This window comes from Saccharomonospora azurea NA-128 (assembly GCF_000231055.2).
In the GTDB taxonomy this organism is placed as follows: domain Bacteria; phylum Actinomycetota; class Actinomycetes; order Mycobacteriales; family Pseudonocardiaceae; genus Saccharomonospora; species Saccharomonospora azurea.
This window is the reverse complement of the sequence record NZ_CM001466.1, coordinates 4,566,740-4,582,796: the sequence shown is the minus strand read 5'-3', so window position 1 is coordinate 4,582,796 and position 16,057 is coordinate 4,566,740. Positions and strand designations below refer to the sequence as shown.

11 protein-coding genes are annotated in these 16,057 nt (G+C 68.3%); 7 read left to right on the top strand and 4 right to left on the bottom strand.

Translation table 11 applies throughout. The features are described 5' to 3' along the window. Positions 1 to 18: 18 nt before the first annotated feature. Both SACAZDRAFT_RS21170 and SACAZDRAFT_RS21165 read right to left on the bottom strand, forming a co-directional pair. A complete protein-coding gene (locus SACAZDRAFT_RS21170; RefSeq protein WP_232286442.1) occupies positions 19 to 6,252 on the bottom strand; it encodes a protein kinase domain-containing protein in 6,234 nt (2,077 codons plus the stop codon). Positions 6,253 to 6,531: 279 nt separating this feature from the next. Then, positions 6,532 to 7,404 carry an NAD-dependent protein deacetylase gene (locus SACAZDRAFT_RS21165; protein ID WP_005445062.1) on the bottom strand — a complete coding sequence of 291 codons (873 nt, stop codon included), beginning with the start codon at positions 7,402 to 7,404 and terminating at the stop codon, positions 6,532 to 6,534. Between the two features lie 110 nt (positions 7,405 to 7,514). Between SACAZDRAFT_RS21165 and SACAZDRAFT_RS21160 the strand changes: the two genes are divergently transcribed. The 4 genes from SACAZDRAFT_RS21160 (at position 7,515) to SACAZDRAFT_RS21145 (ending at position 11,602) form a co-directional block, all read left to right on the top strand. After that, positions 7,515 to 8,204 (top strand): FadR/GntR family transcriptional regulator, encoded by a 690-nt coding sequence (locus tag SACAZDRAFT_RS21160; RefSeq protein ID WP_005445060.1) that lies wholly within the window; start codon positions 7,515 to 7,517, stop codon positions 8,202 to 8,204. Further along, entirely contained in the window at positions 8,201 to 8,962 is a 762-nt protein-coding gene (locus tag SACAZDRAFT_RS21155; RefSeq protein WP_005445058.1) for a creatininase family protein, read from the top strand. Before SACAZDRAFT_RS21160 ends, SACAZDRAFT_RS21155 begins: the two co-directional genes overlap by 4 nt. A gap of 133 nt (positions 8,963 to 9,095) precedes the next feature. Continuing rightward, a complete protein-coding gene (locus SACAZDRAFT_RS21150; RefSeq protein ID WP_005445056.1) occupies positions 9,096 to 10,049 on the top strand; it encodes an alpha/beta hydrolase family esterase in 954 nt (317 codons plus the stop codon). A 2-nt stretch (positions 10,050 to 10,051) separates the two neighbouring features. Beyond that, positions 10,052 to 11,602 (top strand): AbgT family transporter, encoded by a 1,551-nt coding sequence (locus SACAZDRAFT_RS21145; RefSeq protein WP_005445054.1) that lies wholly within the window; start codon positions 10,052 to 10,054, stop codon positions 11,600 to 11,602. Positions 11,603 to 11,659: 57 nt separating this feature from the next. Here the strand turns inward: SACAZDRAFT_RS21145 and SACAZDRAFT_RS21140 are convergent, their stop codons facing one another. Both SACAZDRAFT_RS21140 and SACAZDRAFT_RS21135 read right to left on the bottom strand, forming a co-directional pair. Continuing rightward, entirely contained in the window at positions 11,660 to 13,360 is a 1,701-nt protein-coding gene (locus SACAZDRAFT_RS21140) for a hypothetical protein (protein WP_005445053.1), read from the bottom strand. Positions 13,361 to 13,520: 160 nt separating this feature from the next. After that, a complete protein-coding gene (locus SACAZDRAFT_RS21135; RefSeq protein WP_005445051.1) occupies positions 13,521 to 14,192 on the bottom strand; it encodes a hypothetical protein in 672 nt (223 codons plus the stop codon). 407 nt (positions 14,193 to 14,599) lie between these two features. Here SACAZDRAFT_RS21135 and SACAZDRAFT_RS21130 point away from each other — a divergent pair, with 407 nt between their 5' ends. From SACAZDRAFT_RS21130 to SACAZDRAFT_RS22695, 3 genes are all read left to right on the top strand, one after another. Continuing rightward, positions 14,600 to 14,848, top strand: coding sequence for a hypothetical protein (locus SACAZDRAFT_RS21130; protein ID WP_005445050.1), 249 nt, complete (start codon positions 14,600 to 14,602; stop codon positions 14,846 to 14,848). A 142-nt stretch (positions 14,849 to 14,990) separates the two neighbouring features. After that, the gene (locus SACAZDRAFT_RS21125; protein WP_332307656.1) at positions 14,991 to 15,383 is read left to right on the top strand and encodes a hypothetical protein; all 393 of its coding nucleotides are present in this window, start codon (positions 14,991 to 14,993) and stop codon (positions 15,381 to 15,383) included. A gap of 87 nt (positions 15,384 to 15,470) precedes the next feature. Beyond that, positions 15,471 to 16,046, top strand: a complete 576-nt coding sequence (locus SACAZDRAFT_RS22695) for a DUF3558 domain-containing protein (protein ID WP_232286319.1) — start codon at positions 15,471 to 15,473, stop codon at positions 16,044 to 16,046. Positions 16,047 to 16,057 lie beyond the last annotated feature (11 nt).

Here is a 16,057-nt window from a genome sequence, read left to right as displayed (position 1 = left end):
CTGTGTTTCTCTCCCTCGTCAGGCGCCCACGCCGGGGCCGAAATAGCGCTGGAACTGGTCGGCGATGGCCTCCCAGTCCCCGTCGTGCGGGAACCGGACCACGTCCCAGCCCTTGTCGAGCAGACGGTCCTCCGCCTCGCGGTCGCGTTCGGCGATCACGGGATACTCGTGCACGGGGCCATCGACGAACACTGCCACGTTCACTCCACGGAGCCGGTAGACGTAGTCGGGGCGGGCCAGTGCTTCGGAGACGAAGGTCTGCGCCTCGTCGGGCAGGCGCAGACCCCGTTCCTTCAAGAATGTGATGAGCTTGGCTTCCAGCCCCGTGTCCGACTGCGCGGTCAGCCGTTCCAGCTGTTCCGTGCGCGACTCGCCCCGCCCGGCAGCGAGCACCCTGGCCCCGGCGAACCGGACGAGCAAGTCGCACACCGAGTGCCGGTCGATGGCCCCGTGGTCGGGCTGGTTGCCGTAGGTGAGCAGGCACTCGTAGCAGCCGCGAGCACACGGGCGGTCGGGGTGCGGTCCACCCCGGTCGGTGCCGTCCGGGGTGAAGTGACAGATGTCGAGGGCTGCCTGGACGGCCTGCCTCAGTGCTGTCGGGTCCGCCTGCAACAGCCGCAGTACCCCAGCCCCGCCCTCGGCGGCCTCGGTGAACAGCATCCGGTCGCGGTCACCCTCGTCCGGCGGCAGCAGCTCGCTGGTCAGCTCGGCGTCCTCCAGCTCGAAAGCCGCCTCGATACCGCGTTCCAGCGCGTACATGAGCGACAGCGCCGTCGCCTCCGGCAACGCCTCGGCAAGCTTGACCACCAGGATGTTGCGGCGGTCCTCCACATACGGGATCACCCGCTTCTTGCGGCGCTTTTCGTTGCCGTCGGCGTCCACCACGGGCATCTCGCTGGAGTCACCGGAGGCCTCGGCGGCGTCGCGCTCGTTCATCCACCGGCCGTCGGCCGGATCGAGCCAGAACCCCGGCGGTTCGTTCTCGGCGGCCCGTAGCCGGCCGACGTTGGTGATGCGCACAGTGGCGGAGTCGCCGTAGGTGAGCGTGGCCAGCGCTCCACGGTCGTCGGACACGGTGGCGTCCCGGCGGCCGGGCCGCGCCCCGTGGTCGTGAAAGCGGTAGGAGGTGACCAACCGGAACCCGGCCCGCCTGCGTTCCTCCTCGTCGGAGGAGATTCGCTCCCGGCGCCGGGTGTAGACGGTGTGGAGGTGCAGTAGCCCCGAGGTCGTCTCCCGCAGCGGCGTGTCACACATCTCGCACCTATCGGCGTTGTCCTTCTCCTCGTGGTGGTAGCCGCAGGAAGAACACCGCTTGGCGGTGGTAGTGACCACGTCGCCGCTCGCGTCCGGCGGCAACTGGATGCGCGTCACCTGGTAGCGGGCGCCCTCGTGATAGATGAGCGCGCCAGGGCCGAACTCGCGGATCGCGAGGAAGCGGGGCCGCTGCAGGTAGTCGCCGTCGTCGAACCTGCGGCCGCTCGCGGGGATGTAGGCGGCCAGCGGCAGCCGGGGGAACGAGTAACCCGGCAGGAAACCCTCACTCGCCAGATAGCGGTACGGGTAGAAGTCCGACAGCACCGACTTCGCGTCCGCGGTCTCGTTCTTCAGCAGGTTGAGCTGGGTCTCCGCCTCCCTGCGGCGCCGCACGGCCGCTTTACGGTCGTTCTCGGACAGCGTGTGGTCGAGTACCCTGCGGTTCTGCTCCGCCTGATCCACCAGCGCGGCGCGGAACAGATCCCGCCAACGGTCCAGCGCGCGGTCGAACTGCTCCCCAGCGGCCCGTACCGTGTCGTCGATCCACGTGTCGTGCCACCACGCGCTGTCGGCAAGCTCGTCGAGCATCTCGCCGAGTACCTCGCGCGCGGCGGCAGCAGCACGGCGGCGCGCGGCGTCGTCGTGCAGGGACGTGCGCACGTGGTCGTGCAGGGGCAGCTCCGGGTCTGGACGCCGGGCGTCCTCGGCGTAGCCGATGTCGATGACGTCGGGAATCGAACGGCCGAGCTTGAGTCCCGACTCGGCCAGCCAGATCGCGTGGACATGCGAGCGCACCAGATCCTCGTTGGCGAGATCGAGCCGGGGCGGGGCCACCGCGCCCGCGACCATGCGGTCGGAACGGCGGAAATAGTACTGGTCGTGGCTGTTGCCCGTCGCGCAGTACGTGGTGACGAGCGCGGGCTGCCCCGACCGGCCCGCCCGGCCGCTGCGCTGGGCGTAGTTCGCGGGCGTGGGCGGCACGTTGCGCATCATCACGGCGTTGAGCTCGGAGATGTCGACACCCAGCTCCATCGTCGGCGAGCAGTAGAGCAGGCTCAGGGCCCCGTTGCGGAACAGCTCCTCGCGCCGCTCCCGCTCCGCGGGATCCACCTGGGCGGTGTGTTCCTTGGCCCCCAGCCCACCGAGCACCCCGGCCGCGTTCCGGTAGAGGTCCCGGAAAAACCGGTTAACCCGAGGCCCCTCCCCACTGGCGTAGGTGCGGGTCAGCGGATCGTGGGTGCCCCGCTCGCCCGTGCCCGCCCGCCAGATCAGGGCTCTCGCCGCGATGCGGTAGCCCGTCATAGGCGGACCCGCCGAGCGCCGGAACCGGCCGCCCCGCTGCGGTGTCGTCTCGACCCGGTGCACCAATTGCGCTTCGGCCAGCACCTCCAGCAGATCAGCGATCACCTGCTGGGTGTCGTCGGTCGACAGCCCTGAGAAGTGGGTCCTGCGCAGGTACTTACCGAACTTGCCGCGCCCCGACAGGAACAGCCCCGAGCGGTCCATCCCGGGTTTGGAGCCGCGTGGATACGCCGTGCCGACATTCGGCTTGTCATTCGTGGACAGCACCCACGGCTCGACAAGCCGTTCCTCGCTCGCGCGCTGAAGACTGTCGAACTCATCGCGGAAGTACTGCACGTCCACGGCGAGCGCCCGGCGCATCTCGTCCAGCAGCACCCGCATCATGTCGATCCGCAGACCCGGCTCGGCGGCCCGCAACTCCGGCAGCGTTCGCGTCCAACGTTCCTCGTTCGCGGCCAGCCAGTCCAGGTCCTCGTAGTCGATCCGCAGCAGGCCGGTCTGCTCCAGGTTGGGCATGGTGACCCGCCAACCGCGTTGCAGGTCGAGATACAGCCGAAACGCGATCACGTCGCGCAACGTCTTGGCCGCGTTGCGGGCCAACGACGGCGGTAGGTCCGTGGCACCTGCGTAGTCGGCGGGCTTCAACCCGAGAGCGTCGGTGACGCGAGAGGCGAGTTCCTCGTGCCGGATGCCGTCCTCACCCGCGTCGACCACCGCCTGGTACAGCGCCGCCCGAAGCTGCGTGATCTGCACGAAGTCGTTGAAGTGCCCGGACTGCAGCGAAGCGTCCTGCCGATTGTCCACGAACGTCAGCAGCTTGCGGGCCTTCTCGTCGAGCGCGCTTTCGGGGGCCTGCTTGAGCGAACGCACGATGGACGCCGACACCAGCGAGGTCGCCGACGAGCGGCCCTCCTGGTCGAGCGTCGCCAGCTTGGCGAAGTCCTTGCCGCGCACCTGCTCGTAACTCACCGCGCAGTGCAGGCAGAATCCGAAGGGCGCCGGGATGAAAGCGGCGGCGAGGTCCCCCTTGCCCTCGTTGCCGTAGGCGTCCACGGTAATGGCCTGGGGCAGCCGCTTGCGATACGAATCGCGCACCGTGTCGTAGCCGTGAGCGTCGACGTCCAGCCACGACTCGGGCAGGCGCCGATCGGCGATCGCCTCCTCGGTGGTGGCGGGCCACGGCCGGTGCGGGTCGATGTAGAGGTAGCCGTCGCCGGCGCGGCCACCTGTCGCGGTGGTGTCCCGGCGCGGCTCGTAGACGGTGCCTTCGGGGCCGGTCCTGCGCCACACCGTGAGGTACTCCTGCCCGCACTCGCGGCAGAAGGCCAGAGGCAGGAGGATCTTGCCGTCCGAGCCCGGTTGAACCCGCTGGTAGTCGCGGGTCAGGTGGCGGGTCTCCTTGTCTTCCAGGGTGACGTAGACCGTGTCGCCCTTGGACAGGAACTGGTGCAGCCGGAACGCGAACAGCGGGCGGTCGGTCACCGGATGCCTCGCCTGCGAACCCGCTTCGAGCGTCCGGCGGATGGCCTCAGCACAGACGTCGTCGGGCACACCGCTGTCGGCCGCCAACTCGGCCGCCGCGTCCTCGATCCTCGCGGGTCGCTGCCGGACCAACCTGCCGGTGCCCTCCTCGGTAGCCAGCCCGAAGCGTGTCTCGATCCACCGTGCAAGCGGGTCGGCCACCAGGTCCGCATAGGCGCGGGGGGCGTCGAGCGCGCGGAGCCGCTCGGCAGGCACTGTTGGGGGCGCCTCACCTGTGGCACGCACCAAGGTCTCCCCGATGACGTGCTCGGGCCGCACCGTCGTGCCGAAAAGGGTAGAAGCGACCCGGGCGACTACCGCCCGGCGGTCCTCCTCGGTGCCCTCGCTCGACATCGTGGCCGAAGTACCCACGCACTGCAGGTTCTCGGCCCGGCAGGCCTCCCGCACCCGGCGAATCAGCAACGCCACATCCGCGCCCTGACGGCCACGATAGGTGTGCAGCTCGTCGAAGACGAGGAACTCCAACCCGGTGGCCATCCTGATCAGCGAACGCCGGTCGTCGGGCCGAGTGAGCATCAGCTCCAACATCACGTAGTTGGTGAGCAGGATGTCCGGCGGATTGTTCTGGATGTCCCTGCGCCGCTCCTCGCCCTCCTGACCGGTGTAGCGGGCATAGGTGACCGGCTGCCTGCCGGGGCCGTAGCCGTCGAGCAGGAACTTGTCCAACTCCTTGAGCTGGCTGTTGGCCAGCGCGTTCATCGGATAGACGACGATCGCGCGAACCCGCTTCGGCGCGCTCGGTCCCTCCTGATCGCGGGCCCTGAGCACGGTGTCGACGATGGGCACGAGATAGGACAGCGACTTGCCCGAGCCGGTTCCCGTGGTGAGGACGTAGGACTCGCCGGTGCGTGCCATGTCGATCGCCTCGCGCTGGTGGCGGTGGAACGCGAGAGGCCGTCCATTACATACCGTGCCGCCCTCGGTCTTGCCGGTCTGGAAGATCCGCGTGCACTCGTCGTGGAGCACGCCGTCCCTGGCAAGTTCCAGCACCGTGCCGCCCGAGGCGAAGAACGGGTTCAGCGACAGCCACGGGTCGGGCCACTGCGACTTGGCGTCGAGATCGTCACGGACGAACGCGGCGATCCGCTGGTCGCGAATGACCGTGCCACCCTCGGTGAAGGCCCGGTAGTCGTCGATCAACCTGCGGTGCACGCCGAAGACGTCCATCCCCGCCCCTGGGGCCGGCTTCGTATCCGCGCCAGGGTTTGGCACCGAGGTACCGGCTGAGCGCAGCTCGATGAGGCGGGTCACCGGGTTGAACGCCTCCCACCCCGACACGGTTTCTTCGTCCGCATCCGTGCTCCGCGCAATAAGAGCGTCACGGACCGCGCCCGCGTCCACCGGCCGGTCCGCCGGGTCCTTCGCCAGCAGGCTGTCGATCAGCCTGGCCACTTCCACGGGCACGTCGGGCCGCAGGGGAAGCAACGGTGGCGCCTCTTCGGTCAGGTGCTTGTGCCCGAGTTCATGCGCCGATTCACTGTGGAACGGCGGGACGCCGGTGAGCAACTCGAACAGCACACACCCCAGCGCATACAGGTCGGCCGCCGGGCCGACCGCCGAAGCGCGGAACTGCTCGGGCGCCATGTAGCGGGCCGTTCCCACCGTGACGCCGGTGCTGGTGAGCCGTGCCGCGTCGGTGTCGTCGGCCATACGCCCCATGCCGAAGTCGAGGACCTTGACCACGCCACCGCGCACCACCATCACATTCGAAGGCTTGAGATCACGGTGCACGACGTTCTCGGCGTGCGCGGCCGCCAGTCCGTCGGCGATCTGCGCACCCAGAGCCACGACCCAGGACACGGGCGACTGCGCTCGTTCGGAGATCAGATCACGCAGGGTGCGCCCGTCCAGGAACTCCATCGCCAGGTAAGGCAGCCCCTCGGCATCCACACCACCGTCGACGAGGCGAGGCAGGTTCGGGTGGTCCAGCCGGCGCATAATCCGCACTTCTCGCTGAAAGCGCTCGCCGGCCTTCGTCCCCGCTAATGAATCGATGTGCGAGCCGGAACGGGTACGGAGGACGAGCTTCACGGCGACCACGCGATCGTCGACGTCCCCGGCAGCCTGGTCCTCGGCCCGATACACCTCGCCCATATTGCCCTTGCCGATAGGCCCAAGCAGGCGGAAGCGGTCCGCCACGATTCCCGGTCGCACTGACAACAAGCCCTCCTACGGCGTAATCCAGGCGTACTCCATTGCTACATCGAGTACAGCCAAGCGTTCGCAACAACGCTTACCCTCAGCAACCTGATCGTTACATACAGAGTCAACAGCGATCCTCAATGTTCGGTGCCGAGAGCAGGTCGATGTAGCACCCGGTGCCGTAACACGTCTGCGCTAAGGGGCCCACGGGAATCGAACTGGGTGAAGACCCGCTGCCAGCGACGACCGGCTCTGGAATCCGAGGAGGGACGGTCGACCTCGTGATCGGGATCAGCCGCCGAGCCGCGCGACGAGCTCGGTCAGCGCCGAGCCCAGCGGGCGGTCGACGCGCACCCGGGCGTGCGCGTCGCCGCGGGTCTCACCCCTGTTGACGATGAGCACCGGAATGCCCGCCTTCGCGGCCTGGCGCACGAACCGCAGTCCGGACATCACCGCCAGCGACGACCCGAGAACCAGGACGGCCCGCGCGTCGTCGACCAGCCTCCGGCACTCGTCGACCCGGGCCCGCGGCACGCTGTCGCCGAAGAACACCACATCCGGTTTGAGCCTCCCCGTCCCGCAGGCCGAGCACGGCACCAACCGGAAGTCGCGCACGACGTGCTCGGGCAGGTCCACGTCGCCGTCGGGGTTGATGCGCGTGACCTCGGCCCGGAAGTCCGGATTGGCGGCGCGCAGCCGCTGTTCGAGCTGCCTGCGGGAGCCGGTGCGCCCGCAGTCGAGGCAGACGACGCTCGCGAGGCTGCCGTGCAGCTCCACGACTCCCTCGGCGCCCGCCGCCTGATGCAGCCCGTCCACGTTCTGCGTGATCACGCCCGCGACGTGACCGCTGCGCTGCAACGCCGCCACCGCCCGGTGACCGGCGTTGGGCCGGGCCCGCGAGAACGCCGCCCAGCCGAGGTGACTGCGCGCCCAGTACCGGCGTCGGCCCTCGTCGCTGGACAGGAACTCCTGGTGGGTCATCGGCAGGTGCCGGGTCAGTGTCCCGTCCGCGCCGCGGTAGTCCGGGATGCCCGACTCCGTGGACAACCCGGCCCCGCTCAGCACCACCACACCGCCATCGCCGACCACGCGCGCGACCTCAGTCAGCTCCGTGGTGCACGGCGCGCTCACGCCGGTCGGCGTCCAGCTCAGCGTCGGTCGCATCCGCACCCGTTCAGGGTACGGAGCGAGGTGGGCCCGCGCACGGACGTCAGGAGGCGCGACGTTCGGCACGACTCTTGACAGCTGTTTTGACTAAGTGATTTAGTCACTTTATGACCCGAGTGGAGCCGTCGCTGTCCGAACGCCTCGCCGACGACATCGTCGGCATCATCCGCACCGAGCGCCTGGGCCCGGGTGACGCGCTGGCGTCGTCGCGGGAACTGGCACGCCGCTTCGAGGTCACCACGCCGACCGTGCGGGAGGCGTTGCGGCGGCTGGAAGCCACGGGCGCCGTCGAGTTCCGGCACGGCTCCGGCACGTATGTCGGCTCCGGCATCGACCGCAGGCTCCTGGCCAACCCCCACCGGCCCGGGATCGACCGCGCCGCCGTGCTGGAGCTGATCGACGCGAGGCTCGTCGTCGAGCCCTCGATCGCGGCCGCCGCCGCACGGGCGCGTGACGCCGACGGCCTGGCCCAGCTCGACAAGGCGGTCGCCAACGCGCTCGCGCCCCAGAAGGGCGACGAACGTCCGGCCGTGCACTTCCACGTGGCACTCGCGGCCACCGCGGGCAACACCCTGCTCCGCGAAACCATCGAGGCCCTCCTGCACGTCCGCGTGCGCGAGCAGATCGAGATCCGGCACAGCTACGACGACCGCGAACGCGACCACGCCGAGCACCAACGCATCCTGGAGGCGGTCCGCGCCGGTGACGCCGACCGCGCGCACGCGCTCACTCACGAGCACCTGACCTCCATCCGCGCCGTCGTCGAGAGCGCGAACCTGCCGGAGCGCGACCAGTGACCACCCATCGCCTCGCCGAGCTGACCACCGAGGAAGCGGCACGCGCCGTGACCGCGAGCCCGCTCGTGCTCGTGCCCGCGGGCGCGTTCGAGCAACACGGCCCCGGTCTGCCGCTGGCCACGGACTCGATCCGCGCCGAGCGGGTCGCCGACCTCGTGGCGACCGCACTCGCCGGGCGCGCGGTGGTCGGTCCCCCGCTGCCGGTGGGCGTCTCCCCCCACCACCTCGGTTTCGCCGGCACGGTCACGCTCACCACGACGACGTTCGCCGCCGTCGTCCGCGAGTACGCCACCAGCCTCCACCGGCACGGCTGGCGCAAGATCCTCGTCGTCAACGGGCACGGCGGCAACAACGCGACCCTGAGCACGGTGGCGCAGGATCTGCTCGTCAGCCACCCGGACCTGGGCTTCGCCTGGACGCCGCTCACCTCGCTGGCCTCCGACGTCGTCGCGGGCATGGAGGTCAGCGAGGTGCACGGGCACAGCGGCGAAGCCGAAACCGCACAACTACGCCATCTCGCACCGGAACTGGTGCACGAGGACCGACTGGTGCCGGGCACAACCCGGCGCGCCGAGCTGGACCCGCTCGGCACACTGTCGCGGCACACCGGGATCACCCTCCCTGTGCCCTACGACCGACTCAGCCGCAACGGCGTCCTCGGAGATCCTCGCCGCTCCGACGCCGACGACGGAAAGTCCCTTGTGGACGCCATCGTGGGGCGCATCGTCGACTTCGCCGAGGAGTGGCTGGCGAGCTAGCCCCCACGCACGAATCCTTCAAACACGTCTCGAAACGACGGCACACCCGCGTGCCGCCGCTGTCCCCGCGCGCCCTCGTTCCGGGCGCGTGATCGGCCGTCGACGACGCCGACCGACTCGAAAGGGAACCGTCATGAGGGTGCCTTTTCCCCGATTCGCCGCGGCGCTGGCCGCGGCGGGCGCGCTCCTCGCACTCAGCGCGCCTCCCGCGACAGCACACCCCCGGCCCGCCTCGCCCGGCTGCGGCAGCGTCGCGCCGCAACCACCGGGCACGAGCCACGACAGGACGATCAGCAGCGGTGGTCTCGACCGGACCTACCGCCTGCACCTGCCCGAGAACTACGATGCACGTCGCCCGTGGCCCGTGGTCGTCGTGTTCCACGGCCGCGGCAACGACGCCGTGCGCACGGAGGAGTTCTCGAAACTCTCCACGTTGCCCGCCGTCGTCGCCTATCCGAACGGCGTCGTCGGACTCGGGGACGGCGACCGGCAGGCCTGGCAGGGCGCCCCGTACTCCGCGCCCGGCGTCGACGACGTCGCGTTCACCGGTGACCTGCTCGACCAGCTCGAACGTGAACTCTGCGTGGACACCCGCCGGGTGTATGCGACGGGGAAGTCCAACGGCGCGGGTCTCACCGGCCTGCTCGCCTGCCGGATGTCCGACCGCATCGCCGCGATCGCGCCCGTCGCGGGCGCCTTCTACCCCGGGACCCGCGAGGACTGCGAACCAGGGCGACCGGTGCCGGTCATCGAGTTCCACGGCACCCACGACGCGACGATCCCGTACGCGGGTGACGCCGAGCGCGACCTGCCCGCCATCCCCGACTGGGTGCGCGGCTGGGCGGACCGCAACGGCTGCGCGGGCACGACCACGAGCCGGCGGATCGAGCCGGACATCACGGTGTTCCGTTCCCACGGCTGCGACCGCGGCGCGGAGGTCCGGCACGTCGCCGTGGACGGCGGCGGCCACACCTGGCCGGGCGCCGACGTCTACAGCGGCGGCGGCGAGACCACCCAGACCATCGAGGCGCACGAGGTGCTGTGGCACTTCGTCAGCCGCCACCGGCTTCCGTCCTCAAAGGATTGACCATGACGACACAGGACTCCTCCTCGAAGGCTGCCGACGGCCGGAGACTCCCGCGCATCGTGCGCGCCATGGGCGTCATCGAACGCGCGGGCAACGCGCTGCCCCACCCGTTCTGGCTGTTCTGGCTGCTGTCCGCGATCCTCGCGGTGGTCAGCGCCGTCCTCGCCGGGCTCGGCGTCTCCGTGGTGTCGCCGAGCGACGGCGAGACGGTGGCCGTGCGCAGCCTGATCTCGGGCGACGGCCTCGCGATGGCCGTGTCGACGATGATCGACAACTTCGCGTCGTTTCCGCCCATGGCCACGATCGTCGTGGTGATCATGGGTGTCGCCGTGGCCGAGCGCAGCGGCTTCCTCGCCGCGCTCATGCGGGTCAGCGTGTCCCGCGTTCCGGCGTCGTGGGTGGTGTTCGCCGTCGCCTTCGCGGGCACCGCGGCGCACGTGGCCTCCGCCGCCGCCTACATCATCCTGGTGCCCCTGGGAGGGCTCGCCTTCCGCGCGGTGGGTCGCTCGCCGATCCTCGGCGTCGTCGTCGCCTACACCTCCATCGCCTCCGGCTACGACGCCAGCCCCATCCCGACACCCAACGACGCGATCTTCGCCGGGATCACCACGGCGGCGGCACAGATCATCGACCCGGACGCGTACGTCTCGCCGGTGAGCAACTGGTTCTTCAACATCGCCTCGTCGCTCGTGCTGGCCGCCGTGATCACTCTGGTGACCCGGTTCGTGCTCAGTAAACGTCCCGACCTGGACCCCGATCCCGACGCCGAGCTCGACGACATCGCCACACTGCGACTGTCCCCACGGGAGCGCTCGGCGCTGCGGCTGGCCGGTGCGGCGCTGCTCGTCGCGACCGTGGTGCTGGTGGCGCTCGTGCTTCCGGAATCCTCGCCGCTGCGGGGTGAGGACGGCAGCATCGTGGAGTCCCCGCTGCTCGACGGCATCGCCACCGTGGTGGCGTTCCTCTTCGGCACCGTCGGCATCGTGTACGGCGTGCGCACGGGCACCATCACGAAGGCCGCCGACGTGCCCAAGCTGATGGTCGAGGGCCTCAAGCAGATGGCGCCCGTGCTCGTGCTGTTCTTCGCCATCGCCCAGTTCCTCGCGTACTTCGACTGGACCCACGTCGGCGACGTGCTGTCGGTGCGGGCGGCCGAACTGCTCGAAACGACGGGACTGCCGATCATCGTCGTGTTCCTGCTGGTGCTCGTGCTGCTGACACTGGTCAACGTGATGGTGACGAGCGGCTCGGCGATGTGGTCGATCGCCGCCCCGGTGCTGGTTCCGATGCTGATGCTCGTCGACGTGCCCGCCGAAACGACGCAGGCACTGTTCCGCATCGCCGACTCCGGGTCCACGGCGATCACGCCCATGAGCCCGTACTTCATCATGGCGCTCGGATTCCTCCAGCGGTATCGCAAGAACGCCGGCATCGGCACCCTGGTGTCCTACACCCTGCCGCTCGCCCTGGCGATGACCACCGCCTGGACGCTGCTGTTCCTCGCCTGGTGGGTGCTCGGCATCCCACTCGGCCCGGGAGCGCCCGTGCGGTAGTGGTGCGGTGCGTGGGTGTCGGGCAGGCCTCCGGCTCGACACCCACGCACGTGCCCGTCAGGAGTCCTTGTCGGTCTCGTACTCCTCGCCGTCACCGGCACCGGGCTCGGCGCCGCCCCGAGCGGGGTGGTCCTCGTACGGATCGAAGCCGGTGCGTTCGGTCTCGCGGGCGGCCTCTTCCGGGTCGAAGTCGACGTCGTCCTGGTAGTCGCCGACGTCCGCGTCCTCCCAGTCGGCCATGATCCGGTCGAACGCCGCCTTCTGGTCCTCCTCCGCCTCCGCGTAGGCTTCCGCGGCCTTCTTGACCTGGTCGCCGGCGAGCAGATAGCGCGCCGAGGACGTCTTCATGAACTCTTCCAGCCGGTCGCGGGTCTCGATCAAAAGCGTGTCGGTCTCCGTCGGGCTACCGTCCTTGTCCGCGAGGCTCGCGTCGGCCTCGAACGTGCCGGAGAGGGTCGGCAGCAGCTCGGCATACGCTTCGCCCGCCTCGTAACACGCCTGGCCGATCTTGAGGATGTCGTCGACGTGGGCCGTGTATCCGTCCTTCTCGTCCTCGTCGTCACCCTGCGGGTCGTTCTGCGTCAGGTCGTACAGCTCCAGGTTGTAGCTGTGGATGCCGAACATCGTGGTCCGCAGCGAGCCCACGACACCGGAGTAATCCAGTTCCAGGTCCGTGATCTCGTCGTTCAGGGCGTCGATCTTCGTGTTCAGCTGCTCGACCACGTCCACGACCTCGTGCTTGTACCCTTCCTGCTTCACCTCGCCCATCAGGTTCTCGCCGAGGAAGCCCACCAGGATCACGCTGGCGCCGACCGCGCCGCCGACTCCGGTCCAACCGCCGCTGATGCTGATGGCGGTGCCCAGGGCTTGCACGGTCTTCCACCCCGGCACGAGATTCGTGGAGGTGGCCTCCTCTTCCTTGAGCGACTTGGTCGCCCACTGGATCCAGTACAGGGCGTCGTTGCGGCCCTTCTCGATGATGGCGGCCCGAGCCGAATACAGGTTCGCAAGCGATCCCACGATGCCGGACTGGTTGTTCATGGTCGGTGCGACCGAGGCGAAGAAGCCCGCCTTCGCCCGGGAGGCGGCCAGGCCGGTCCAGCCCGCCCACCAGTCCTGTCCCTCACCGCGCTCACCTGCCAGATCTTCGACCGTGGCGACGAGTTCGCGCTCGCTGGTCGGCGTGAACGTGCCCACGTCGGCCGAACCGGACGCGGCTTCCAACCCGAGCTGCTTGCCCACCTTGATGAAGTCGTCGTGGGCCTTCTTGATGGCGCCGACGTCGTGGGTGTCGAACAGCGGAAGCTGATAGTAGACGTGCTCGCGCTCGCCCCAGGCCCAGTCCTCGACCTGGGCCAGTACTTTCCCCATACCGCAGTCGATGTAGGGCGGGACGGTCTCCATCTGACCGCTGGGCCCCACGACATCGACCTCTTCGGTGGCCCCCGTCTTCCCGTCGCAGGTGACGGAGCCGAGCGAACCCTCCTGGCCTCCCCGCACCCAGTCGACGTAGGCACACCCGCCCTGCGGACCCCGCATGTGGTGGACCGCGGCCGCAGACCAGTACTCCCACATCGGTTCGGAGTTGTGCGGACTCATCGAACGCCTGATCCGCACCGGGTAGTCGTGCTCCAGCGCGTAGATCTTCTCCGTGACCAGCTCCCGCCACCGGTAGGTCAGCGCCTTCTCGAAGTCGTCCATCGCGGAGGAGAGCGTGGCAGCGTGGGCGGTACTGTCGATGTAATCCCCACCGGACATGGGTGAGCACTCCTCCGTGGTGAAGGCGAAGCCGAGCATTTCGCCGCTGGTCGGGTATCCGACCTGAGACGTGCGCGGCAAGTCCCTCGTTCCACTTGTTAGGAACATTCCACCATGGCGGCTCGCGTCACTTCTGACCCGGCGGTTGCCATTCCGGACGTCACCGAGGTCGGGGGAACTGGGCGGCGGCTTCGGCGACGGCGTCCATGTATTCCGCGCTCGGATTTCCCCGCAGCGGCTCGACCTCGGCGATCGTGACCTGCCTGCCCGACCGGACGGAGTCGTAGTTCCACCCCGTCCAGTCGATGCGGCCTGACCCCACGAGGCTGCCGGGCAGGGGGCGGATGTTGCCCGTCCCGTGCACGTCGACGAGGTTCCGCAGCGCCCGCGCCGCCCCCGTGCTGCGCATCCGCACCCACGACACCGACACCACGACCCGGTCACCGTCGCGGCCGTCGAGGGCATAGAGCACGCGATGCAGCGAACGGCACGGCGTGGTCGCGAGCAAACGCTGGACCCGACCGTAGGAGTGCACGGCGCAGTCGGCAACCCGATCCGACTTGCGTGTGACTTCCCGGAGGTCGAGCCGCTTCCACGTGGTGCGACGCTGCCCCTTCTTCGCGCTCTGCTTGGCCTTGTCGAGCGTGCTCCGGGCGAGCTGCCCGATCGACGACTCGGCGGAGAGCGCACCGCCGCTCGCGGTGACTCCTGCGCCGATCGGCGTCGCCATCATCGTGGCTACCAGAGCGGCCCCCACGACCGTTCCGCCGATCTTCTCCTTGATCCACTTGCCATCCGGGCCACGCGCCTGATCCGACCGGAACCCACCCATCGCTTCCCCCAGCGTGTCGAGCTGTCGCAGCGGCGACCGTAGTCAGCCGCACCGACAGCCCGGCGGCGATGGCGCACCGTTCACCGGAACGAGCGACGGCTTCCGCTCACCTCGCCGTGAGGTGTTCCGTGATGAGCTCGCCGGTGGAGTCCCCGCTGCGCGACGGCATCGGCACCCTGGTGTGGTATGCCACACCCTGCCACTCGCCCTGTCGATGACCACCGCCTGGATCGCCAGTGTGCGAGCTCCGACAATCCGTCCGGCGAAGCATCCTCGCGCACGCGGGGCCGACACCGCAGTCAGGTGTGTGACTGTCAAGCAAACGCAGGTACGAGAAGCGACGACGCTTGTGGGCACCCCAGAGCACAGGCTCACATCGAGATGACGATCACTAAGAAGGTGCGATCATGCGCGAGCTGTTCTACCGCATGCGCGACCTGCACGACCGCATCAGCGCACGGCTTCACCAGGATGACCTCCACGCGCTCAACGCTCGGGTGAGTTGGCTAGAGGAGCGGGTCCACGACCTGGAAGAGCAACGACGGCGCGTGAAAGCGCAGGCCGAACCGGTGATACAGGAGCACCTGGAGAACGTCGACATAGCAGACAGCATTGCGGACAGTGACCCTACAGTCACTCGGCTGAGGCCCCGCTGAGCAAAAGCTGCAAGGCGGCCACCACAGCCACCTCCGCCCCAACGACCGCGCTTAGGTGACGCGGCTATCCCCTACGAAGTAGCCGTCAGGCCGATACACTCCGAAGCCGAACGGTTCCGTGCGGTTGGGCTTGGGGGTACTCGTGTCTGATCCCACAAACGTCGCCAGTGGAGCTGCTGCGTTCGCTCCGGGCGGTGGGGCGATGATGGGCGCGCTATCGGCGATGAACAAGTCGATGGGCACCGAAGCGATGGCAAAGATGGGCCGCTCGGCGGACGCGCTGATCTCCTCAGCCAAGTCGGGCGGTTTCAGGGTGACCAAGGAAGCCGCCGACCCGATCATCGAGGTGCTGAATAACTATATTGACGAAATCTCTATAATGCGGACCGAACTGCAGGCCTTCGACAAGATGCCGCCGCTCGGAAATCACGATTACGGAAGAAGAGTCGCGCAGCACATGCACGCAGCCGCGAACGATGATCAATCCGTCCGCGCCTCACTTGATGCACTAGAGATCGTGCTACAGCAGAGTTGAGAGGCCCTACAGAGGGCTTCGGATCAGTACGAAGAGCAAGAAGAGTCCTCCGTGGACGCGTTTCGCAATTTGGGCGGTTGATGATCTGTGTCTTCCAAGTTCAACAAGTGGGCAGGTATTGCCACTTTGACCTTGCTACTGTCGGCAGCGTCTGGGTGCGCAAGCGAGGAGCCAGGATCCGCATCGCCTCAAACTTGGTCGAATAATCCTTCGACCGGTAGCATACTTCCAACAACACCCACTTCAGCTACCTCGATTAGCCTCGACATTGACCCCTGCGAGCTGCTTACAACTGAAGACCTTGCCGATGTGGGCAACTTTGACTCACGATACAAAGAAGATAAAGACGTACGCGCATGCTTCTGGCAGAATAGCCTAAATAATGGCGGAGACGGGTTCACGTTCGCCGTAAGCATCCATGACACGCAAAGTATCGATGAGATGCGAGACTACGGCGACGGTATTGAGACCAGCGAGATCAACCGACGCCCCGCCGCTTCGACCCAGAACTCGAAACTGGGCGACTGCAACTTCGCGATGGAAATAGACGACCTCTCCCGAGTCGATGTAACCATCACCGGAGAGGACAGCTCGCAGGCCGCCTGTGAAGCCGCCGAGGTGATTGCGGGCATGGTCGAGCCCCGCCTACCTGAGATTCCCTGAAGAAGGTCGAG